Raw genomic sequence first — 24,156 nt, 5'->3', positions numbered from 1 at the left:
CTTTTATTGATCTATCACTTGGTAAAATTTATTTATGGCTTCTGTTTGATAAATCACACTGTCGAAGCTAGAGAATTCGAATCCACTTTCAGCGAAATCCACCATGGCTTGTCCTATCTCTTCTGGTGACATCCCTACGATCCGACCTAACCTGCCGGATTCTAATACATCGTAGGCACATGGGAAATTAGTGCAGATAACAGGCAGCTCTAATATCATTGCTTCAAGAATTGCTAGGCCTTGGCCTTCATGCTTGGAAGAAAACACGAAACAGTCGGATTTCTTCAAGTACATGAAAGGATTATCTTTTCTGCCTAATAGGAATACCTTTTCACTTAAATCCAAGTTAATGATCAGAGATTTTAGCTTAGATTTTAAAGGGCCGTCCCCGATGATGACTAATTTCATACCAGGCTTTTTTTTCTGAGCTTGATGGAAGCCAAGTACCAAGTCCTCATGCCCTTTCTCAACTGATAAGCGCGCTACGTTGATAAAGATTTTATCAGTACCTGCAAAAATTTCCATTTCAGGTGGCGAAGTGATTTCTTCTTCTGATAAGCGAAGGACTTTGTCGAAGTCTATGAGATTGTCACAATGATCGAACTTTTCGGGCGAAATAGAAAAGCGATGTTGCAGGTTATGTTTATTTAGATTACTTGTTGCCTTTGATACAGATAGTAAAACATCATAGGCATCATAGTTATTGAATATGCTTTCTAAGTTGGGGAAGCGTTTTTTCCATTCGCCGACCATGTCATTGTGGAGGTAAGCGATGCTCTTTTGGCTATTAGGGTAAGGTTTTTGAGCCATCAACAATGCCCAGAACCGAATATATCCGTCGAAATTTACTAAGCAGTCGTAATTTGCCCTTCCGAACATTCGGATATTTTCGCGCAAATAACACCGTTGTAATATCTCATTCATCTCATCCGTAGGCAGTGAGTGCTCGCGCATGTAATAGTCATTGAGCCATTTTTCCTCAATGGTCATATTTTGCCTGCCAACCCGAGCAACTATGTTCACATTTGCATGCAGATTATTCATCTGCTGGACACGTTCAGGATAATTGGCCACGGAATTTGGATCGATTGCAAGTGTCAACGAGTATCTGTCATAGTCGAGCGCGTTTGACAAATTGGTGATTGAAGTAGTTATGCCGTTTGGAATCAGCGCGCCAGCAAAAGCTACGATATTCCGCGTCGCAATAGTGTTGCTGCTAACCCGTTTAATATTCTTCTCAAAGAAGAAATAATCTATTAATTGGTGCGAAGATTTACCATGGTCGTATGGGCAGAGTTCGCTTAAAGCAATACGGTTTTTTAGTTTGTAAGATTCGTTAATAGTATCGCTCAAAGCTTTTTTTAAGCCTTCTCGCGTAGTGCAGAACTCACCATAGAACCCATCAAGATCGAAATATAGGCCTCTTTCAGTCTTATAGCTATCATAATCATAAGCGTAAAAGATGATGGGCTTGCATGTGGGCATGAAATCGATAGCTACACTTGAATAATCTGTAACTAAGATGTCGGTAAGCGCTAAGAATAGGTTTGTATCAATGTCGCCCGGAAGGAAGTTAATCCTTGGGTTTTTTTCTTGAATGGTGCGTTCGAACATGTGGTGTCCTTTGAAGAACACTATGCAGTTCGGTCCCGCATTTGTCTCGATCAGCTCTACAGCAGCTTCGATTTCATCGAGCTCCAAATTGCTTTTGCCAATACTGCTGCCACGATACGTAGGAGCGTAAAATATGACCTTACACCCTTTGGCTATACCAAGTTCTTCTTTGAGTTTTTGAAGAACATCCTCAGATGGATTTAGGGTTAGGTCCACCCGCGGATAACCTATTTTTAAAATGTTTGCATTTAGTCCTGGCCTGACATCGTGCTGATCAATAAGAATACGTTCGGAATGATCGTTTGGAACAACTATATCAGTCGCCTGGAGGAAATTCCTAGCAGCATTTTTGTGCTCAAACAAAGACGTTAGTATGTCTTTACCCAATGTTTTAAGAGGCGTGCCGTGCCAAGTGTTTAAATATTTTTGGCCCAGTTTCCTAATGAAGTACGGTGGGAATGTATTGTTATTGATTAGGTACTTAGCTTTGGCTAAGTAATAGAGGTAGCTTTCGCTTTCTCTGCTTATGAATATTACATTTTTAAGTCTCTTGAGATACTTTGGTATCTTGTCTTTATTATTGATTACCCAAACATAAGTGAAGTTGGCGAATTTATCAGATTCCAGCATCTTCGTGAATATTGCGTACGGATTACAGGAGATAGAAGCGCCATGGAAGCTCTCCAAGAGTACCATTTCCTGATCTAATGGTTCCCGCTCGAAATACTCTGTGTATAATGCAGATTTGTTGAAGGCTTTATCATCCTGCAACGGGTTTTCAGGTGCGCCGTATGGGGCTTGAATAATTCGGATATTTCGGAATGCTTCGCAGGCCTCCTCAAGTCTACCTCCTTTGACTAGTAGGCAACCTAAGACGTAATGCCAAGCAGGTACGTGTGCGTCGTTTCGAGCAATCGCTTGACGTACATGTGTTATGGCCTCGACATAATTTTGGTCGGAAATATGGCTGAGTGCTACTTTCCACCATGTATTAGCATCGGATCCATCGATTTCCAAGCTAATTGCGGCTGATGATTTGATTTTGTTTTTCTCAAAGCTGGCCTTATAGCTCTGTACATTATTTGGGCTGGATTGCGTCCCTTTCTGGCCTACAGCCGGATTTTGCTCTAAAATTTTTCTACCTAAGCTAGCAGTAGAATCTTTCTTGAGCGTTTTAATATATTCTTTACATGCTTCCTCAAAGCGCCCGTTTTTTTCTAGAGCATAAGCGCATCGGTAGTGCCAATATATAGAGTGATCTTTCCTCGCAGTAGCTGCATATGAGTAAGCTTCAGCCGCTGATGCAAAATTACCCAGTCGCTCGCATACAAAACCAAGTCTGTAGTGCCAATATGTGTCGCTTGAGTCAAGTGCAATAGCATTACGATAACTTTTTTCGGCTAGTTCCCATTGATAGGTGCGGTCGTACGCCATGGCCAATTTATAATGTAATTTTGCGTTACCATAATCTTTTTTGAGCGTTTTGATGAAAGCGCCAATTGCGGATGACCATCTTCCATAGTGCTGATGGAATGCGCCAATACCGTAATGTGTGCTATCTAACTTTTTATCTAAACTAATAGCAAGCTCGTAATGCTTTGCCGAGCCGGCCAGGTGGATGCGCTCATCATGGCCACGCGTCTCTAAGACATACCCAAGACGATAGTGAATGTTTGCATTGTTTGGTTGCAGTACGAGCGCTTTTCTATAGGATTCAGCGGCCTCCGTGTGCGACTTCATTACCTCCTGGGTTTCCGCTAACTCCAAATAGTGATTGGGGTTTTCAGGTTCCAGATCTGTTAGCTGAGTAAGTATATCTAGACGCTGCCACCACTTAGCCTGCTTCCTCAGAACTTCGGCCAATAGAGTCAAAAACTCTGGATTTAGAGGAGCCTCCATCAACGCATTTGTGATCCACTGTTCAGCAGAATACCATTGCTTTAGCTTATGAAAGTAAGAGGCGTGATAAAAGTTTGTGGCTGCAGATCGTTGCCTGCTCAGGTCAGCCTTATTCAGATCTGCTGCGTTACCAACTCTTCCATCAAGCAGCCCATCTTTGAAAAACATAATGAGCGGATTGCTGTCTTTCGGCGTATCTTTATACAGTGACAAATAGAAGCTCGGATCGAATTTATTGCTCGGTTGGCGATTTTCGAGCCATCCATATAGAAGGTAGTGTTGTAGTGGATCAATGTTGGCCGCCGAGACATCGGCATACCTTTCAGTATAAAAAGCAGGGCAGAAATAGCCACTTCTTAGAAGCAGACTGTGGACTGAGTTTGCTCTTGGCTCTTGTCTTACAACTTCTGCGCTCACGTGTGTCACCTGACTATAAGTCGATTTTCTCAATTTTTACTAAAGTCTTTTTCAGGATTCAAAGACGTTTTAATTTCAGTAGTCGAAATCGCCGCTGTCCGCGGTAGATACACGACCTCACAGAGATCTTTAAGGAAGTCAAACTTACCTTCCCAATCATCGCCCATTACAAAAATATCGGCTTCATATTTCCTTATGTCTGAGAATTTCTGCTCCCAGTTTTCCTCAGGAAAAACGAAGTCCACATATCGAATTGATTCAAGAACTACCTTTCGATTTTCATAGTTCAATAGAGAGGATTTATGCTTTCCCGAATTAAACTCATCCGATGATAGTCCGACGATCAACCGATCGCCAAGAGATCGAGCTCTTCTTAGTAGATTGATATGGCCACGGTGTAGAATGTCAAAAGTTCCATATGTGATAACCGTTTTCAATGTATTCATCCCTAATTTGTTAAGTTTTTAACTCGATTAACCAGCCTGGCTGAGCTAAGGTCATCACACCATTCAAAAAAAATCTTCTTCTTCCAGCTGTAGCTCAGTTCCGTCTCCGAATACCCATCGCTCTGACTTTGCTTCAAAGCACTGTGAAGCGCTTCGAAATCAGCGCATACAGGTCCAGGGAACACATGCTCTAAATCATAAAACAACCCACGCTCCACGCCTGTGTAGTACTCATAGTCATAAGCAAAGCTCACCATCGGCTTGCCCGTCAGCATGAAGTCTATGAAGCAACTCGAGTAATCCGTGATAAGCAAACGTGCGGATCTGTATAGGACCTCGACGTTAGGGTAATGTTCATCGCTCAGATCCAGCGCGCCCAGTCGTTGCAACTGTTGCGCATAAGACCCCGAATGGTCAGCCATATGCTCTCGTACCCCAAGCACTAGGTCGTTCTCTAGCAGCCATCCCTCCAGCTGCTTCAGCTCGTTTTCTGTGAACTGATAGCACGCATTAGCCGCGCCATTACGGAACGTCGGCATGAACAAAATCAGCCCGCGTCCTGCCAACGCACTCTCGAGCTTTTGGCTCTCAGCCTGCAAATCCTTCGGCAATTTTTCGAAGTCGCGCAGAATAAAATCGTTCCGAGGAAGCCCCGTTTGCCATACGTCGTTGTAGCTCAACGGATAGAAGGCCGCTGCCATGGCCATCGTATCGATGCTCGATGAGCTGATCACGGCCCTGCAGCGGGCGTGCTCCTCAGCGATGGCATCACGCCTGTTCTGCTGGTCAAGTGACGCATAGCCTATGCGTTTAAGCGGGATACCGTGCCAGAGGTTGATCAAGTCATGCAGATCGCTTGAAAGCGGATAGACAAGATTACGCGTAGGCGTGTGTTTGATGAACAGGATTTTAGCGCGCAAGAGATGGTATTGACCTTCGGGGCTTTCCAAGGGTACGACAAGGACGTTTCTGCCCTCCACGTTTACCGGTTTGCCGCGGGTCAAGATAATCTTAAAGATACCCTCATCATCTTTGATCTCTTCAAAAACTGCACGCTCGTTCCCGGAGAATACGCCAGAGAAGGCGCATACCGGGAATGCCCACCAATGGTCGTACTTGGGCACACGGTGGTCGGCTTCGATGAATTCAGCATGCGTCAGCAGGGTAGTGGGCACCTGCTCGTCGTCTGGCAGCCTCGACGTGCCGATGTACAGATTGCGCTCCAGCACCTCCTGATCGGTAATACGTGTCAGGTTGCGCTCCATGGTCTGCACGTCAGCCTCAGGTGCGCACCTTAGGATCTTTTCCTTCCATCTATACAGCTTGGCTACTTGGTAATGATTGGCCGTTAGCAGGTACCGCTTGAACAGCGGGAAGCCTGCCTCCAGCAGTTTGAAATGCTGGTTGCTGTAAATCGGATGGAACGGGTAGAGGCTACTGATGAAGGTATCGAGAACGAACCCGCGTGTAATCAGGTAGCGGGTCAAACCGATTTCGTACTTGAAAATCACGTTCTGCTTGTTTGGCTGCTGAACAACCGCACTCAACAGCTTACGAAAACCGGGGTCAGACAACACGGGCCTGCGATAAGCCACAAAATACGACCCTATGAGGAAGTCGTAGGTATCGTCCTCTTCAAAACGGTCTAGCATCGAAGCGCGCACGGTGTCCATCGCGATGGGCTGCTTGAACTGATTGCTCGGCTCCGCCTTGGTTTTGGCTATCCCTTTCGTCGCTTGAAGCCCCCACCAGTCACAGCGGCGTTTATCCATCTGCTCGAAGACATCATCGAAGTCCTTGACCAGGTAGCAGCTGTCGTTGGCCAACAGCAACTCATCGTATTGGTCGATGGTGTCCCAGCCCACCAGTGAATTTGCCAACAGGGCATAGGAGCCAAAGTCATAGCGTTGGTGCCGGCCCGCCCAAGCGTCCTTGACGATACCCTTCAGCTTGAGCAGCTCGCCGTCTTGCATTACACAGTCGGCAAGATAGTAAACATCCGCATGGACACTGAGTGCTTGAAGGTACTGGACTACATAATCGTCAACCAGTCCATCAGGGTCGTATCCCGCGAACAAGCAAATGCGCTTGACGGGCCGTTCAGGTAGCCAAGCCGACTGCGTAGTCTGCGCGAAGGGGCCTTGCGGACGTGGCAAGGCGTTCGCTGCAATCCCTTCGTGCAGGAAGTGCGCCAGGGGGTTGATGGCGTCGCTGGCTGGATCCAGGTAGCTCGACCAATACCACCAAACATCGAAGTCTTTGCAGGGCTTGCGTAGCTCTTTCCAGCCATCGGTGCAGAAGTGATAAAGCGGATTCATGTCACACTGCGCGACATCCGGGTTCATCGACAGGTAGTAATGTGTATCGAAATACGCATTTGGGTTGCGGTTTTCGCGCGCACCGTGTCGCACGAAATGCACCAGAGGATCAATGCCCGCCGCTGCCACGTCCGGGTACTGACTCAAATAATACGTCGCATCAAATGTGCCGGATCGCCATAAGGTGGCAATGACCACATCAGAGCCTGCCTCTGGGGGTGGCGGCGCAAGCTCAAACGACATCGGCTGCCTCCTGATGACCGCAAAGAGCTTTGGGTTTGGTCGCATTGGCACGCCAGTCAAACGTACGCTGTGCAGAGTCCAAGTCGGTTAAGTTGTATACCTTGCCACCCCCATACCGAACCTGGGTTGTTGCACGAGGTGGCAATGCCAACCCGCCATAAGGGCCACTGAGGTAATCATGGCTCAGTGCAGGGTGGTAGAAAGGATCTTGCTCACCCTGGGAGAACCAGCGATCCGTGAAGTTTTTCTGCTCACGCTGGGCCCGCGCACGTTTTTCGGGAGCAATGTCCTTACCTCGGCTTGCGGACTCGGCATGGATCAGTTGCGCTTGGGCACACCAGATGATCTTGAAGCCCAGCGCACGTATGCGCATACAGAAGTCGACATCGTTGAAGGCAACTGGGTAGCGAACCTCGTCCAATCCACCTAATACCTCGAACAGTGGTGCATGGACCAACAGGCACGCAGCTGTAACGGCAGTCTGCTGTCGGGTCAGTAAATTGCTAGCCAGGTAGCCTGCGTCGTGCTCGGCCAACTGATTTCCGGCATGCGCAGCCAGGCCATTGATACCCACCACTACGCCGCCGTGCTGAACCATGCGATTAGGCCACAGGAGTTTGGCACCCACAGCCCCGACCCCAGGCCGCATCAACTGGCTGATCATTTCCTTCAGCCAGTTACCGTCGAGGATCTCGATGTCGTTGTTGACCAAGCCGATGACCTGACCCGTAGCGTGATGCACTGCCGCGTTGTTGATCTCTGAATAGTTGAACGGATAGGGGTGCGGGATAACCTTCACCCCCCGGCTCGGCAACTCGGCGAGATACTCGAGGGTTTCCGGTATCACGGACAGGTTGTCCATGACGATGATTTCCAGATCCGGATACTCTGTTTGATTCAGCAACCCTTCGATGCAAGTACGAAGTAGGGCGACCTGATCTTTTGTCGGAACGATCAAGCTGACCTTTGGCAGCGGGATCGGCAGTGGCCAAGTGACGTGCAGCAGCCCTGGGTGATTAGCCAGCGGCGCTACTTGCGCTCCAGGTGTAAGGGCCTCGCATAACCAGTTGATTGCCCGCAGTCGTTGTTGGCAAGCCGGAGCGTGTTCCGGGCTCGAAACGCTCAATGCGTGACGGTGATAGAGCACCTGCGGCAGATGGGCCACGCGCGCCTGCATTTCCTCGGTAATCAGTACGACAGCCGATATCAGCATGTGCCAATCGAACGCACCGTGCCCGCTCTCTTGGAGGCGTGCAACGGCGCGGCTGACTGTGTCCTTGTGGAAGACCGAGCCAGGTGTGAACGTATCTGCGCCTATGAAAGCGTCCAGATCCCAGACAGGCTTGAACCAGGGGTGGCCCGGTTCGCCATTGGGTTGGTCCTGATCGCAGTCCGCGTAGCCCCAAGCGCTGCCCTCGGCCAGCAATGCGCTGAACTGACTCAATGCATCAGCTCGCAGACGGTCGCCTGCCCAGACCGGCACAATATAACTGCAGTCTTGGTTCAGTAACTCAAGCACCACGGGTGCAATATCGCTTGATTGGGCTTTGACGAGGCGTCCAGGGCTGTTGCCAGGTAATGCGAGGCTGCCGAGGGTCAGTGCCTCAAGCGCTGCGTCCCCATCACCCATCAATAGCACGCCCACATCATTTGCCTGCTGACCGCCAGTGGGATTCGGGCGCTGGAAAGCGTTAGCCCAGGCCGGGTAGAGGTGCCAGCCGGCGCTTTTGGGTAAGCGCAGGCTCTGTTCACGCGCCACTGCCTCAATGACTGCAACCAGTGCGCTGTCGTGGTGCGCGGACAGTTGGTTGACCAAGCCCTCGATACCCTCGGGGGCGCAGCACAAGGTGATAGGGCTGCCGGCCAACGGGGCCCCGGATTCGCTTTCGATGCTCAGAACGTGAGGCTTGCCGTCGGCAAAGGCCCATGGCAGGTCTATGACAAAACCATGGTCACTGCTATCGCGATAAGCCAGGGCTTGGCTGTGTTGGTCACACACCACTTGAGCCACTTGTTGATCACCCTCACGCACGCGGATCGTCACGCGACGATGTGGGGATTGCGGGTCCCATGCCCACCCACTAAGGCGCAAGCCGCCGGTATGCCAGACTTGCGATGCGATCAGCTCAGGCTCTTTACCAAACGGCGCGGGTAGCGTGATGTCGCCGTCGAGTGAAAAGGGCTCGTTCGCAATCTTGACGCTGATGTGCCGGGCCTGATTCAGCCAGGCTTGGCGCAACTGCACGGCAAACCCGTTGAACTGGTCGCCCTCGGTGGCGTTGGTTTCGTACAAGTCTGCACGAGCCACTGCCACACTCGCGCCGTCGATAAAGATTTCGACGATCAGTTTCTGTGCGGGGTTAAGGGTATCTAGAGCCCAGCCCTGCAGGACGTCGCCGTAAAGCCCGGTGATTAGGCCCTTGTATCGGACCGCTGAAAGCGAGGCGGTGTCCGTTGGGGTTTTATCCAAGACGTGTTGTGACATCAGGCCGGCTCGGTAATAGAAAAAGAATGAAAGGGAAATGCGCCTGTGGCGTTTTCCCGCACTGCGTAAGGCGCATGCAATGGAAGGTCCAGGTCACTCGCAAGCTCCACTGCGCGCCAACCCGAAACAGGGCACGCATGCAGACTCAAGACGGCGCAGCAGCCGGACATTGTCACGTTGTCAGCCATCGACAGCATTGTCAGGTCTGGCAGCGCGTACACCGCACCTGTAGCAAGCAACTGCTTGCTCCAAGGCTGTTTCGCTTCGATAAGAAACTGAACGGGCAGGTTTTCTCGGGTCGCTCGCTGCGCTATTTCAAGCCACTGGCGCGCTACTTGTGTGTCGCTCAGGTCATCACCGATCAACCACGTACCCGTGCTCGTCATCTCATGGGTAGCAGGGTGCAGGGGGGATTCGATCAGAGCAAGGTTCGCCCCGTGCAGCACGGCGGCATGCCGATCAACAAACTCGGCGCAAGGCAATTCGATACGCTGGGCTGATGCGGCAAACGTCATACGATCGTTGCATGCTTCCCTGGAGAGCAAGGCATCGTCCCTGCAAACAATCCGATAGGGCAGTGATAGCTGGCCCGGCAGGTCCCATATGAACGAAGGGGCATTGGCCAGCCGCTCGAAAACAAGGCCTCGCAAGGGTAGGGCGCGTAGATCGTCTATAAGATAAGGCAATTCATCGGCGGCATAGTCCAGGCTGATCTCCAATGGCAGAACTTCTGCATGAAGTGTGACCCAGTTGCGCAGCCCATCATGATGCCAGGTCAGGCTGAAGGGTGTTTCAGAACGGCTGCCATCATGAATGTGCAGCTCTGGACGAGGGTGACCCGGCTCGCCGCGCTGCTGAGCCAGCCAATGGGTCAGACGCGCACGCTGCAATGATTGTCGAGCCGGTTTGATCGGGTCGCGACGGCAGAAGGTTTCGTAGCGTGATTCAGCATCAGGGTAGCGTTTTCGAAGAATGGCGTTGTTGTAGGCAACGCGCAGGTTTTTTTCTTCCCCAAACGATACCCCCCCTTGATGAGCAACGAAAACATTTGGCGCCCCCATGTGCTTCCAGCCCAAGCTGCGAGCGCGCAAACACCAGTCGGTTTCCTCCCCGTACCCGCGCGACAGTTCTAGCTCATCCAGATAACCCACTTGGTCGATGGCATCGCGCTTGATGTAAAGGCAGAACCCACATCCTGTTTCGATCTCTACAGGGGCCGACGGGTTGTGTTTGGCCAGATTATCCAGTTCAGCGTGCTGGTCAGGTGATGGCATGGGCTGACTGATGCGGCTCCGTGGGAAGCTCATCAATTCGCCATTGTTCGTGAACGGGGTGACCGACGCTACTTGAGGATCGCTATAAGCTACCTGATGCAGGCGGTCAATCCAGTCTCCGTGAACGCGGGTGTCAGCATTCAGCCAGATCACGTCTTTGCCCAAACTCATAGCCATGGCTCTGTTCATGCTACGAATGAAGCCTAGGTTGGACGGGTTCTGCACGAGAGTAATCTTGCTTTTGCCTGCCAGCACTTTGAGCGCTTTGCGCAAGGCGGGGAGGGGCGTGGCGTCCTCGATGACGACCAGACGATGAGGCGTGCGGTTATGCCTGCGTGATTCGATAGCGCTGTTTATGCACGCCAGCGTCTCATCCAGCCCGTTGTAAACCGGAATGAGCACATCAACCGAAACGCTCTTGGTTTGCGTGGCAATGGGGCAAGGTGGTACCCAAACGGGCAGGGTATGCAGGGGGCTACCTTGCAATGAGCCGCCTGTACTAAAACCCACGGCAACTGTTGCGCAAGCTTTGGGCAGTTTGGCGCGAATGCCACCATGGCTGGACGAAATACCCGCAGCTGTGAGCAGTGGATCGGGGCGGCCTGCCGGCGCGCTTACGACCTGCCCGTTGAATTCGAACTGAACGATGCATGGCTCAGCAAGGTTCTTCAAATCGATTGCCCAACCTTGTATCTCTTGCGCATCTCGATCAAGGCGAACGACGCCTACTGCGCCTGAGTGCTGCGTTTTTGAAGCCAGCAATCTAAGTACTAAGTTGAGTTCTTGGGGTGAAGTGATTTCGGGCAATTGCGCGAGGATGAGTCGCTCTAGCTGCACTGGCGTGTCTGCTTGGCTACGTGCGAGCCATAGTAGTTGCCGCAGACCTGCGTCATAAGGTTGCTTTTGCCAAGCAGCGGCCAAGTAGCGGGTAGCCAGATGCGGCTGTGCTAGATCCAGCAGGCAGCGCCCTAGAAGCGCATGCAGATCTGTCCGCTTTGGCAGGGCTTTGACCGCATTACTAAAAAAAATGAAGGCAAGCTTTGGATGCTTTGGCAGTGCCTCGATACCCTTCCAGATGAATGCCTCTGGACGGTATTCGGGGACCTTGAGAGCCTGTTCCAACACTGAAGCCGCGCTGGCGTGCTCTTCTGCCTGGCGATGCCGATGAAAAATGTCCATGAGCGTATCTCGCCCATGGTCGAGTTGTCTGGACATAAGCTTGGCTTGGCTACAAGAAATAAAAAAGAGGGGCGACTCGAGAGCCGCCCCTTTGGCGTATGCCCGACCTTTCGGCCGGGTATACGTTTTGCTACAGCGGGCTAGTTACACTTGGCCGTGCAGTACAACGACGTTGTCGATGTTTGCGATGGCTTCGTTGGAACCAACGATGCCCAGGGCCACGTCGGCGTGAGTGCCGCCGTTGTCCAGGACAGCTTCCCAAGCAGCTTTGCCAGTTGCATCGGCTTCGCGGCCCAGTGCGGACTGGTACAGGGAGTCGATGAAGTCGCTGTTGGACTTCTGAGCAGCTTCAGCCGAGCCAACGATGCCAGCGGCCACTTCGGCGCGGCTGGTGCCGTTGAACAGCTGGGATACCCAAGCGTCCAGGCCTTCTTGCTCAACTTCGCGGCCCAGTACGTTGTCGTACAGTTCGCGGACGAAGTCACCGTTCGACTGATCCAGCTGGATGGCTTCGTTCGACAGAGCGATACCAGCAGCTACGTCGTTCAGGTTGCCACCGTTGGCCAGCACGGCTTGCCATGCAGTCGAGCCTTCTTCATCAGCGGCGCGGCCCAGGATAGCCTGGTACAGCTCGTTGATGTCTTGGGCCGAAGCAGCGCCAGCGAACTCAGCCGAGTTCAGGAACTGGTTGGCGATGTCGGTCAGCGAAGTGCCTTCGCTTACCAGGGCGGTGAAGTCTTTGGCGCCGGATGCATCAGCGTCACGACCCAGGATGCCTTGGTACAGGCGCAGGGCAGCTGCTTCTTCGTCGCTGTGAGCCAGGGCTACAGTTTCGGTGGTGTCACCGTTAACGAAGGTCAGGAACTCAGCGTCAGTGATGGCGGCAGTTTGGTTGCCGGTCAGGTTGACGTTGAAGTTGTTGCCGACGGTGAAGGTGTAGTCGTCGCGCGAACCGTCCAGCTGAACGATGTCGAAGCCAGCGCCAGCGTTGACGATGTCAGCGTGGTCGCTGCCGCTCAGGATGATGGTGTCATCGCCCGAACCGGTGGTCACGTTGTTGTTACCCAGGCCAGCGATAACGGTGTTGTTGCCGTTGCCGGTCACGATGGTGTCGTTGCCGTCGCCAGCGTCGATCAGGGTGTTCTGGTCGCCTTTGACAGTGATGACGTCGTCACCGTTGCCAGTTGCAACTACCAGCTCGATGGCCGAGGTATCAACGGCTGGAGCCAGAGCAGCAGCGAAGGTTTGAACGTCGCCAGCAGCTGCTTGACCTTGCAGGTCAACAACCAGGTTGGCATCGCTCTGCAGCACGTAGGCGCTAACGCCAGCAGCTTCGGCAGCAGCCAGGTCGACGACAACTTGGTCGCCTTGCTCGCCTTCGACTTCGCCAACAACGATGTCAGCTTGGCCGGAAGTTGGCAGCTGAACAGCGTTGCCTTCGATGCCGGCAATGTTGACGTTTTCAACGGTGTCCAGGTTCAGCAGGCTGCTGATGGCAGCGATGGTGTTTTCGGACAGGTTGGCGCTATCGGCGTTCAGGGTGTCTTGCAGAGCGCTGCTCGACTGAGGGCTATCGTATTGCATGATGTATTCCTGTTACTTCAGGCCATGTGGCCCGCTGCAATCGTATTCTGCTGTGACGCAGAGTTTTCCCACGGAGACTTAAGGCGGGCAGCGTTCATCTTCGTTACGGGTGTTAGGGCGAGGTGCAAGGCCACCAGCGGCTCGTTGCCGGTGGGGCCGTGCATCATCTGATTTGCGACTAGGCGTTGTGGTTCCGTATTTTCGAAAACAACAAGGCCAGTAAGTTCGTAATGCCTGCGCAGCGGGCCTATCAGGCTGAAGCCAACGCAGATCAGCGGCAGGCCTTGGCCGCGAGCACCTACTACAGTGCCTGTCGATACGTTGCGGCACGGGCCGGAGCCTGCCACTGTGCAGGTGTAAAGAAGGTCTACACCGACGGGCTTTTCAGCCCAGTCGATAGAGAACGAATCAATGAACTCATCAGCGCCCGGCTCGCCAACCCATCCTTCGCTGGACACGATCTCACCGCTATGGCTTAGGTGAGCAGTAAGCGTGAGTGGCAGCGGTTTGGTGCTGGCGGCGATGGCCTGAGCAGGGTCGGTGCTGGATACGACCGCGAAGGTGCGCATGATGGCAGGCGAGGTGTCAATGCGGTCGATACGCAAATCCACGGGGTCGATCACCTCATCGAACATGTGATATTCGGTGATCAGAACCGTCGTAACACCGCCTTTGACTCGCGCAACAATAGTGTCACCGAGCTTGGTTAGCATGTTCTTGCTAACGCCTTCTGCGGGGAAGAAATCGATGGAGCCTTTGCCTAGCGGCGCTTGTTGCAACGCGATGCAGACGGGTTTGTCTGCCGGAGGCTGGGAGGCGTACCTGAAGATATACATGCCCGGTTCGAGCAGGGTGACCCGGGAGCTGATTTTCAGGCCGTCCAGGGTTTGCGAAGGCATAGACATGGCGTTGTTAAGCTCCTTTTAAGCAATAACACTGGTAGCTAACGTGCTCAAACCCGTGCATACACTGAACTGCCATTGAAGGCTCCTTGCGAGTGGCGAAGATGCCGCCGGAGGGGGAAGATGTCAACCAAGAAATCTAAAAAAAAATTCATATCAGTGGGGAACTTAGCTATAAGAGGGACGATCTTTCGCCGCTTTTTGTTCATAACTGAGTAGCAGGGTAGGACGTTCCAGCATTCGAAAAATTCGTCTGAAATCAAAGAATTACGATATTGACGTGCGCACATGATTACTTTTGATGGTTTTCTGGCGTGTAGTTTTCGTCGCTTTCAAGGTCTCTAGCCGTTGGTCACTCTGACCGCTTGAGCAACTGCCTGTTTCCGTTCTGCTCAAACATTTCATGAAATTCTACTGTTCGTCGCTGAACAAAGCGGCTCAAGGAGCAATCTGACACGCTGCCTTCTTTGGTGGGTGTTACACTGCCCGCCGCTTTCGCCACTCCTCAGTACGGACACCATGAGTTATCAATCCGAAAACACTCTGCAAGCCGCCCTTAGAGCCTGCAAAAGCAGCTTCCTTTCGGTAGGCTTCTTTAGTTTCTTCGTCAACGCACTGATGCTGGTGCCCACGTTCTTCATGATCCAGGTATCGGGTCGCGTGGTGCCCTCCAGCAGCACCTCCACTTTGCTCATGCTCACGCTGATCATGACTGTATTGATCGCGACCATGGGTGCCCTGGAGTGGGTACGCTCGCGCATCATGGTGCGTATCAGTAACCGCCTGGATGTCATGCTCAGCCGCGATGTGTACCGGGCAAGCTTCAAGCGCGCCCTGAATAGCGGCGGCTCCGATGCTACGGCGCAGTCCCTTAACGACCTCACCTCGCTGCGCCAGTTCTTTACAGGGCCAGGGCTTTTCGCATTTTTCGATGCCCCGTGGTTCCCCATCTACACCATCGTGATGTTCCTGTTCCACCCATGGTTCGGCTGGATGACGCTGTTCTGCGGCGCGGTGTTGACCGTGTTGGCGGTCGTCAATCATCGGTCTACTGGCGGCGCGTTGGCTGAGGCCAACAAGGAGAACGTCGCCTCCAACGTGGTGACCAACCGTACCCTGCGTAATGCCGAGGTCATCGAGTCGATGGGGATGCTTGATACCCTGATGAACCGGTGGGCCAAGCGTCAGCGCAACATCATGCTGCTTCAGTCCAATGCGAGTGATAAAGGCGGCGTGATCAGCTCTACCTCCAAAACATTCCGTATCTGGTCGCAGTCCATCATGCTGGCCATTGGTGCGTATCTTGTAGTGACGCACGAAATCAACCCCGGCCTTCTGATGGCAGGTTCCTTGCTGCTGGGCCGCGCGCTGTCCCCCATCGACCAGATGATCGGCAGCTGGAAAGGCTTCGTCGCTGCCAAAGTCCAATACGACCGCCTCAGCAAAGTGATGGACGACCTGAAAAACGAACCTGAGCGCATGCCGCTTCCAGCCCCAGAAGGCCACATTCAGGTCGAAAACCTGATCGTCGCCCCGCCTGGCGCCAAGGCCCCGGTCATCCGCAGCATCAGCTTCGTGGCCCCGGCCGGCTCCATCGTCGGCATCGTTGGCCCAAGTGCCGCCGGTAAATCCACGCTGGTGCGTGCCCTGATGGGCATCTGGCCCCCACAGCACGGCGTGGTCCGCCTCGACGGCGCCGATATCGCCAGTTGGGACAAGCAGGCCCTTGGCCCATACGTTGGCTACCTGCCGCAAGACATCGAGCTGTTCGAAGGCAGCATCAGCGAGAACATCGCCCGCTTCGACAAGATCGACCCGGAAAAGGTTGTGGAAGCGGCCCAGATGGCTGGCGTGCACGAGATGATCCTCATGCTGCCCGATGGCTACGACACGGTAATCGGCAGCGACGGCGTCAACCTGTCCGGCGGTCAGCGTCAGCGTATTGGTCTGGCCCGTGCCATTTATGGCAACCCGCGCCTGGTGGTGCTCGACGAGCCTAACTCCAACCTCGACGATGTGGGTGAGCGCGCCCTGGGCGTGGCCCTGCAAAAGCTCAAGGCAACCGGTGCTACGGTCTTCATCGTCTCGCACCGCCCCAACATCCTCACCCGCCTGGACCGTATTCTGGTCATGTCGGGCGGTACCATTTCGCTGTACGGCGAGCGCGACCGCGTGATCGCCGAGCTGGCAGCGCAACAGGCTAAAGGCCAGCAGCGGGTCGCTCAGCCCGCGCCTGGCCAGCCCCCGGCCGCGCCGCCTGCTGCACCCAATGCCACGCCACCGGCCACTCCGCCCGCTGCACCCAATGCCGCGCCGCCCGCAGCCCCCGCTGCCGCGCCTGCCACTACCACCAGCACCGGCGTGTGAAAGGATTTCTAGATGAGCAGTAAAGCGATCACTACCTTCGATCACAATTTCGACGACATGCCCACGTCCGATCGCGGCATTCGCCGCATCGGCCTGACCATCGTCTTCGTTACATTCGGTATTTTCGGCAGCTGGGCGGCCTTCGCGCCACTCAGCAACGCTGTGCATGGTTCCGGTGTGGTCACCGTGCAGAACTACCGCAAGACCGTGCAGCACCTTGAGGGCGGCATCGTCAAGGAACTGCTGGCCCGTGATGGCGACCTGGTCAAGAAGGGCGACCCGCTGATCGTGCTGGACGAGTCCCAGCTCAGCGCCGAATACGAGTCCACCCGCAACCAGCTGATCGTGGCGCGTTATAAAGAAGCACGCCTGCGGGCAGAGCGCGACGGCCTGAACGAAATCCCGCCGGTCAAAATGGATGGCACCGACTCGGTCCGTGCTCAAGAGGCCATGGCGGGTGAGTTGCAGGTGTTCAACGCACGGCGCAACTCGTTGCAGGGTGAGATCTCGGTCAACCGCGAGCGCATCCAGCAGATGAAACAGCAGATCGCTGGTTTGAACGACATGATCGGGACAAAGAGCGGGCTGGAGAAGTCGTACACCGGTGAAATCAAGCAGCTCAAGGAGTTGCTGGCCGAAGGCTTCGTGGACAATCAGCGCCTGCTCGAGCAGGAGCGCAAGCTGGACATGCTCAAGACCGAAGTGGCGGACCATCGGTCCAACATCACCAAGACCAATCTGCAGATTGGTGAAACCGAATTGCAGATCGTGCAGTTGAAGAAGAAATTCGATTCCGACGTGGCCAACGAGCTTTCTGACGTTCAGGCTCAGGTTTTCGACCTTCAGGAAAAAGAAGCAGCCCTGCGTGACCGCCTGTCGCGTGTGGTGATACGCGCACCTGAAAGCGGCATGGTGCTGGACATGAAGGTGCACACCATTGGTGGTGTGATCAGTGCAGCTACGCCGATTCTGGATATCGTGCCTGCGCAGTCGGAGCTGGTGGTGGAGGCCAAGGTGGCCACGCGGGACATCGACCGTCTGGAGTTGGGTAAAACCGCAGACATTCGTTTCACCGCCTTCAACCAGGCCACCACGCCGGTCATCGAGGGCAAGCTGGTGCGCATTTCGGCGGACAGCCTGACCGACGAGCGCAGCGGCGACACTTACTACCTGGTGCGTGTGCAGGTGACCGAAGATGGCATGAAGAAGCTCGGCAGCCGCAAGCTGCACCCCGGCATGCCCGCTGAAGTGCTGATCAACGCCGGCGACCGCACCATGCTGCAGTACCTGCTCAAACCGGCCCGCAACATGTTCGCCGAATCGCTGATCGAGGAATGATTGTGCTGCGTTTGCTACCTGGAATGCTGATGTGCATGGTCGCCTGCCAGGCGGTGGCCGTGGAAGGGAAGGGCGCGCCGGCTGACGTGCCCAAGGCGGTGTCGGCGTCGACCTATACGCTGGACCTGGCCGGCCTGTACCGTGAGGCCAGGCTGGAAGACCCTCGGGTGCTGGCCGCCTATGCCCGCGCGCGCTCGGCCGAAGCCCAGCAGCGCGAAGCCTTGGGCGGCCTGCTGCCGCAGGTGTCGGCCAACGCCAACACCAGCCGCGTGCTGCGCAAGAACGAGATCGACCGCGACATCTATAACAACGAAAGCTATTCGTTGAGCCTGACCCAGTACCTGTACAACAAGCCGGCCTGGGAGCGGTACCAGAAGTCCAAGAGCGTCAAGGACCAGAAGGGCCAGCAGGCCGAAGATACCCTGGCCGAAGCCACGGTCGACCTGGCCAAACGCTACTTCGTAGCCCTGGCCGCCGACGACGAGCTGGCGCTGGTGCAGGCCGAGCGTCGCGCCACTCAGAAAAACCTGGACCGTGTCACCAGCATGTTCGACCGGCAGATGGCCAAGATCACCGACAAGCTGGACATGCAGGCGCGCGTCGACTTCCTGGCCGCCCAAGAGGTGGAAGCCCGCAACCAGGTGCAGGTCAGCCGTGAGGCGCTGGCCGAGATCGTCGGTCGGCCCATCACCGAGCCGCTGAGCCGGGTGCGTAACGATGTCGCGCTGCAAGCGCCCACCCGTCCTTTGCAGGAGTGGTTGACCCAGGCCGTGGAAACCAACCCGCAGCTCAAGGCCTCGCGCAGCGGTGCCGAGGCGGCCATGGCGGCCGTGCGTGAAGGGAAGGGTGAGCACTATCCGCAGCTGTCCCTGAGCCTGAGCGCCCAGCAGAGTGACCAGGGTTACGACAACACCCAGGCGCCGCGCAGCGACAGCTATGTGGCAAGCCTTGGAGTGAAGATCCCGATCTACAGCGGTGGCTCCACCTCGGCCCGTGTGCGTGGCTTGTATGACGAGCAGTTGGCGGCCGAAGAACAGCTCGAAGGCATTCGCCGCCAGGTGGTGAAGGAAACCACCACGGCCTTCCTCACGGCCCAGGCGGCGGTGGACAAGATCCGCGCCAACCGCAACGCCCTGTCCTCGGCCCAGCAGTCCAGCGTGGCGGCGCAGAAGGCGTTCAGTTACGGGGTGGTCAACGCGGTGGATGTGCTCACCAGCGTGCAGAACGAGTTCAAGGCGCGTCGTGATTTGCTCAAGACGCAGTATGACTTCATCACCAATCTGTTCCTGCTCAATCGTTGGGCGGGTCAGCTCAACCAGGACAGCGTGGACAACGTCAATGTGTGGTTGAGCCCTGTGCCAGAGCCGACCCTGCCGGGCGGTGACGTGGCGCGGCTGGATGCGCGCCGCTGATTGGACGGGTGGGGTGGGCTTGGGCGGTAGCCTAGGCTGTTAAAGAGATCGCTCGGCACACGCCTCCTGGCGTTCCTCAGAGCCTACGCGGCCCCCCCTGTGGGAGCGGCCTCGTGCCGCGATGGGCCGCGCAGCGGCCCCCGGAATATCCGCTGCGAAGCTGCAATCCTGGGGCCGCTTTGCGGCCCATCGCGGCGCAAGGCCGCTCCCACACGACCAGCCTTTAGAACCCACCCAAATTCAGACCATTCCTACACCCCAAGCACTGGCCATTCTCCCCCCTGGAACTTATTCTCCCGCGCCGGTTCCTAACCCCTTCAATAAGGCCTGACCAGCAGCTGGCGCCGCGCCAGTACTTTGTGAGTCGAGTACTCCCCCCGACCTATGTATACTGCCGCATGCAAGCGAGTACGCGCGGCTCGGAGCTGCCGCGTCAAGCCCCAATAATCACACATGCCCGCACGGCACTATCGGAGTTGGTTAAGTCGCATGAAAGCAATCGTTACTGGGATCACTGGTCAAGACGGCGCCTACCTGGCGGAACTGCTGCTGGAAAAGGGCTATACGGTCTACGGCACCTACCGTCGTACCAGCTCGGTTAACTTCTGGCGTATCGAGGAGTTGGGCATCCACACCAACCCTAACCTGCACCTGGTCGAGTACGACCTCACCGACCTGTCGGCCAGCATCCGCCTGCTGCAAACCACCGAAGCCACCGAGGTGTACAACCTCGCCGCACAAAGCTTCGTGGGTGTGTCCTTCGAGCAACCCCTGACCACCGCCGAAATCACCGGCCTGGGCGCTGTCAACCTGCTCGAAGCCATCCGTATCGTCAACCCGAAGGTACGCTTCTACCAGGCCTCCACCTCCGAAATGTTCGGCAAGGTGCAGGAAATCCCGCAGGTCGAAACCACCCCGTTCTACCCGCGTAGCCCCTACGGTGTGGCCAAGCTGTACGCCCACTGGATGACCATCAACTACCGCGAGTCGTACAACCTCTTCGCCACCAGCGGCATCCTGTTCAACCACGAGTCGCCCCTGCGCGGCCGTGAGTTCGTGACCCGCAAGATCACCGACTCGGTCGCCAAGATCAAACTGGGCCTGCTGGACAAGCTGGAACTGGGCAACCTCGACGCCAAGCGCGACTGGGGCTTTGCCAAGGAATACGTCGAAGGCATGTGGCGCATGCTGCAGGCTGACGAGCCAGACACCTTCGTACTGGCCACCAACCGCACCGAAACCGTGCGTGACTTCGTCACCATGGCCTTCAAGGCCGCTGGTATCGAAATCAACTGGAGCGGCAAGGACGAAGCCGAGCAAGGCACCTGCGCTGCAACCGGCAAGGTACTGGTCGTCATCAACCCGAAATTCTACCGCCCAGCCGAAGTCGAGCTGCTCATCGGCAACCCGGCCAAAGCCAAGCAGGTACTGGGCTGGGAGCCTAAAACCAGCCTTGAAGAGCTGTGCCGCATGATGGTCGAAGCCGACCTACGTCGTAACGAAAAAGGGTTCTCGTTCTGATGCAAATGGCCAGCAAACGCGCACTCGTCACCGGGATCAACGGCTTCACCGGTCGCTACATGGCGGCCGAATTGCAGGCCAATGGTTATGAAGTGATCGGTACCGGGAGCCAGCCTTCGGCGGCGCCCGATTACCACCAGGTCGATCTGGCCGATGGGCCGGGCCTGCGTGCGTTGCTGGCCGAACTGCAGCCGGATGTGATCGTGCATCTGGCTGCCATTGCGTTTGTCGGGCACGGCGCTGCCGATGCCTTCTATCAGGTCAACCTGATCGGTACGCGCAACCTGCTCGAAGCCATTGCGGCCTGCGGCAAAACGCCAGAGTGCGTACTCATTGCCAGCAGTGCCAATGTCTACGGCAATGTTTCCGAAGGGATGCTGGACGAGCACACCCCGCCTGCACCTGCCAACGACTACGCCGTCAGCAAGCTGGCGATGGAGTACATGGCAAAGCTGTGGTGCGACCGGCTGCCGATCGTCATCACGCGTCCGTTCAACTACACAGGTGTTGGGCAGGCCGAGAACTTCCTGCTGCCCAAGATCGTTTCGCACTTCCAGCGCAAGGCCCCAGCCATCGAACTGGGCAACCTGGATGTGTGGCGTGACTTCAGCGACGTGCGCGCCGTGGTGCGTGCCTACCGTGGCCTGATCGAGGCGCGGGCAGTGGGCCAGACCGTGAACGTGAGTTCCGGCATCACCCATTCGCTGCGCGAAGTCATCGCCAAGTGCTCGGCCATCACCGGGCACACGCTTGACGTGCAGGTAAACCCTGCGTTCGTGCGCGCCAACGAGGTCAAGACCTTGTGCGGCGACAACGCCCGCCTGCGGGCGCTGGTGCCGGGTTGGGAAACACCCGATCTGGACGAAACGCTGGGTTGGATGCTCGCCGGTCAATGAAGGTCATTCTTTCCGTCGAGTCGGTTCGCTTCCCGCTGACCGGTATCGGGCGTTACACCTACGAGCTGGCCTCGCGGCTGCAGCAGTGCGATGACATCGACGACCTGCGGCTGTTTGCCGGGCGCAGCTTCGTGCCAGCGCTTCTCAAGCCAGCAGACCAGTCCGATGCCGTGCATGGGCTCAAGCGTTTCGTCCAGAAAAACGCCTTGGCCGTCGAAGCCTACCGGCGGCTGATGCCGTTTCTGCGTAAGCGCGCATTGCGTGGGCATGATGACTTCATCTACCACAGCACCAATTTTTACCTGCCGCCCTTCGCAGGCCGCAGCGTCGCCACGTTCCACGACTTGTCGCCTTTCACCTGGGCCCATTGCCATACCCCGCAGATCGCCCGGTACTTGCAAAAAGAGCTCCTGCTGACCCTTGAGCGGGCCGATGCGCTGATCACGGTGTCCCATTACATTCGCCAGGAGCTGGCCGATTACTTCAACTGGCCGCTTGAGCGCATTCATGCGGTTCCCCTGGCCAGCTCGCCGCAGTTCCACCCCCGTAGCCCGCAGGCGCTCACACAAACGCTGGCGCGTCATGGTCTCGAACCTGGTGGCTACAGCCTGTTCGTGGGCACGATCGAGCCGCGCAAGAACATCGAAAACCTGCTCGACGCTTATGGCCGCCTACCGCTTGCCCTGCGCCAACGCTGGCCGCTGATCCTTACCGGGTACCAAGGCTGGCGCAGCGAGGCCATCCATGCCCGCATCGCCCAGGCGCAGCAGCAGGGCTGGGCCCGCTACCTGGGCTTCGCCCCCAGTGAAGACTTGCCGTTGCTGTTCGCCGGCGCTCGGCTGTTCACCTTCCCGTCCCACTACGAAGGCTTTGGCCTGCCCGTGCTCGAAGCCATGAGCTCCGGTGTGCCGGTGGTGTGCTCCAACAGCTCTTCGCTGCCTGAGGTCGCAGGCCATGCAGCGCTCATGTGCGCGCCCGATGACGTGGACGGCTTGACCGCACTGCTGCAACGGGGCCTGGAAGACGAAGCCTGGCGCGCCACGGCCATTGCCCAGGGCTTGCAGCATGCCGGTGGTTTCTCGTGGGAACGGTGTGCCCAAGGCACCCTTGAGGTGTATCAAGCGGTCAAGCAACGATGATCAAGGTTCTGCATTTTTTCAAAACCTACTACCCCGATTCCATGGGCGGTATCGAGCAGGTGATCTTCCAGATCGCCGAAGGCACCCAGGCCCACGGTATCGAACCTGAGGTGCTGTACCTGAGCTCACGTGGCGCTGCCCGCAACGAGCCGGTGGCCAACCACCTCACGCACCGTGCCAAGCTGGACCTGCATGTCGCCTCCACCGGCTTTTCGCTGTCGGCCTTCAAGGACTTTGCCGAACTGGCCCGCAAGGCCGATATCGTGCATTTCCACTTCCCTTGGCCGTACATGGACCTGGTGCACTTCGCCACCCGGCTGAACAAGCCGACCGTGGTCAGCTACCACTCCGACATCGTCAAGCAGAAGTGGCTGCTCAAGCTGTACCAGCCGCTGATGAACCGCTTTTTTTCCAGCGTCGACCGCATTGTGGCGTCTTCACCCAACTATGCGGCGCACAGCCCGGTATTGACCCAGTTCAAGGACAAGGTGTCGATCATCCCCTATGGTCTGGACCGGTCCACGTACCCCAAAGCCAGCGCCGAAAAGCTGGCGTACTGGCGGCAACGGTTGGGCGAACGGTTCTTCCTGTTCGTCGGGGCGCTGCGTTATTACAAGGGGCTGGACTACCTGCTGGAGGCCGCGCGTATCAGCGGCTTGCCCGTGGTCATCATGGGCGGCGGCTTCCTGGAGCAGCAGCTGCGCCAGCATGCCAGCGACGCGGGCCTGAGCCAGGTGCAGTTCCTGGGTGGCTTGCCGGACGAAGACAAGGTGGCGCTGCTGGAACTGTGCTATGCCTTTACCTTCCCGTCGCACCTGCGTTCGGAGTCCTTCGGCATCTCGCTGCTGGAAGCGGCCATGTACGGCAAGCCGCTGATCTCCTGCGAAATGGGCTCCGGCACCACCTTCATCAACCTGGCCGACCAGACCGGGCTGGTGGTACCGCCGCGCGATGCACCGGCGCTGGCCCAGGCCATGCAGCAGCTGTGGGACGACCCGGCCCAGGCCCAGGCCATGGGTGCCGCCGCCCAGCAACGCTTCGAGAACGTCTTTACCGCATCGGCCATGGCCAATGCCTACGCCGAGCTGTATCGCAGCCTGTTGTAGCCCGGTCAGTCAGGCA

At 56.0% G+C, this 24,156-nt stretch carries 14 protein-coding genes; 7 read left to right on the top strand and 7 right to left on the bottom strand.

The window, feature by feature from the left end:
- Window positions 1-3: 3 nt before the first annotated feature.
- From FH041_RS11360 to FH041_RS11330, 7 genes are all read right to left on the bottom strand, one after another.
- Window positions 4-3,930 carry a CDP-glycerol glycerophosphotransferase family protein gene (locus tag FH041_RS11360; RefSeq protein ID WP_140174592.1) on the bottom strand — a complete coding sequence of 1,309 codons (3,927 nt, stop codon included), beginning with the start codon at window positions 3,928-3,930 and terminating at the stop codon, window positions 4-6.
- Window positions 3,931-3,959: 29 nt separating this feature from the next.
- A complete protein-coding gene (gene tagD, locus FH041_RS11355; protein WP_367239256.1) occupies window positions 3,960-4,376 on the bottom strand; it encodes a glycerol-3-phosphate cytidylyltransferase in 417 nt (138 codons plus the stop codon).
- Between the two features lie 2 nt (window positions 4,377-4,378).
- Window positions 4,379-6,937, bottom strand: coding sequence for a CDP-glycerol glycerophosphotransferase family protein (locus tag FH041_RS11350; RefSeq protein WP_168199537.1), 2,559 nt, complete (start codon window positions 6,935-6,937; stop codon window positions 4,379-4,381).
- A complete protein-coding gene (locus tag FH041_RS11345) occupies window positions 6,927-9,422 on the bottom strand; it encodes a glycosyltransferase (RefSeq protein ID WP_140174588.1) in 2,496 nt (831 codons plus the stop codon). Before FH041_RS11345 ends, FH041_RS11350 begins: the two co-directional genes overlap by 11 nt.
- Entirely contained in the window at window positions 9,422-11,875 is a 2,454-nt protein-coding gene (locus FH041_RS11340) for a glycosyltransferase family 2 protein (protein WP_140174586.1), read from the bottom strand. The genes FH041_RS11345 and FH041_RS11340 overlap by 1 nt, the downstream gene beginning before the upstream one ends.
- A gap of 144 nt (window positions 11,876-12,019) precedes the next feature.
- Window positions 12,020-13,459 (bottom strand): DUF4214 domain-containing protein, encoded by a 1,440-nt coding sequence (locus FH041_RS11335; RefSeq protein ID WP_140174584.1) that lies wholly within the window; start codon window positions 13,457-13,459, stop codon window positions 12,020-12,022.
- Between the two features lie 17 nt (window positions 13,460-13,476).
- Window positions 13,477-14,358, bottom strand: coding sequence for a hypothetical protein (locus tag FH041_RS11330; protein WP_033736972.1), 882 nt, complete (start codon window positions 14,356-14,358; stop codon window positions 13,477-13,479).
- 522 nt (window positions 14,359-14,880) lie between these two features.
- Here FH041_RS11330 and FH041_RS11325 point away from each other — a divergent pair.
- The 7 genes from FH041_RS11325 to FH041_RS11295 all read left to right on the top strand — a co-directional run bounded on the left by FH041_RS11325 (window position 14,881) and on the right by FH041_RS11295 (window position 24,140).
- Window positions 14,881-16,728, top strand: coding sequence for a type I secretion system permease/ATPase (locus FH041_RS11325; protein ID WP_028687423.1), 1,848 nt, complete (start codon window positions 14,881-14,883; stop codon window positions 16,726-16,728).
- Window positions 16,729-16,740: 12 nt separating this feature from the next.
- Entirely contained in the window at window positions 16,741-18,066 is a 1,326-nt protein-coding gene (locus FH041_RS11320; RefSeq protein WP_028687424.1) for an HlyD family type I secretion periplasmic adaptor subunit, read from the top strand.
- Entirely contained in the window at window positions 18,063-19,478 is a 1,416-nt protein-coding gene (locus FH041_RS11315) for a TolC family outer membrane protein (protein ID WP_027914282.1), read from the top strand. The genes FH041_RS11320 and FH041_RS11315 overlap by 4 nt, the downstream gene beginning before the upstream one ends.
- Before the next feature lie 489 nt (window positions 19,479-19,967).
- Window positions 19,968-20,999 carry a GDP-mannose 4,6-dehydratase gene (gene gmd, locus FH041_RS11310; protein ID WP_027914283.1) on the top strand — a complete coding sequence of 344 codons (1,032 nt, stop codon included), beginning with the start codon at window positions 19,968-19,970 and terminating at the stop codon, window positions 20,997-20,999.
- Window positions 20,999-21,895 (top strand): GDP-mannose 4,6-dehydratase, encoded by an 897-nt coding sequence (locus tag FH041_RS11305; protein ID WP_132579060.1) that lies wholly within the window; start codon window positions 20,999-21,001, stop codon window positions 21,893-21,895. Before gmd ends, FH041_RS11305 begins: the two co-directional genes overlap by 1 nt.
- Window positions 21,892-23,034, top strand: coding sequence for a glycosyltransferase family 1 protein (locus FH041_RS11300; protein ID WP_049696400.1), 1,143 nt, complete (start codon window positions 21,892-21,894; stop codon window positions 23,032-23,034). Before FH041_RS11305 ends, FH041_RS11300 begins: the two co-directional genes overlap by 4 nt.
- Window positions 23,031-24,140 carry a glycosyltransferase family 4 protein gene (locus FH041_RS11295; protein ID WP_140174582.1) on the top strand — a complete coding sequence of 370 codons (1,110 nt, stop codon included), beginning with the start codon at window positions 23,031-23,033 and terminating at the stop codon, window positions 24,138-24,140. The genes FH041_RS11300 and FH041_RS11295 overlap by 4 nt, the downstream gene beginning before the upstream one ends.
- The last annotated feature ends 16 nt before the right edge of the window (window positions 24,141-24,156 follow it).

It is taken from the genome of Pseudomonas sp. SWI7, assembly GCF_006351945.1.
Classification (GTDB): domain Bacteria; phylum Pseudomonadota; class Gammaproteobacteria; order Pseudomonadales; family Pseudomonadaceae; genus Aquipseudomonas; species Aquipseudomonas fulva.
Note: the sequence above shows the minus strand (reverse complement) of the source record. Positions and strands in the feature narration are given on the sequence as shown.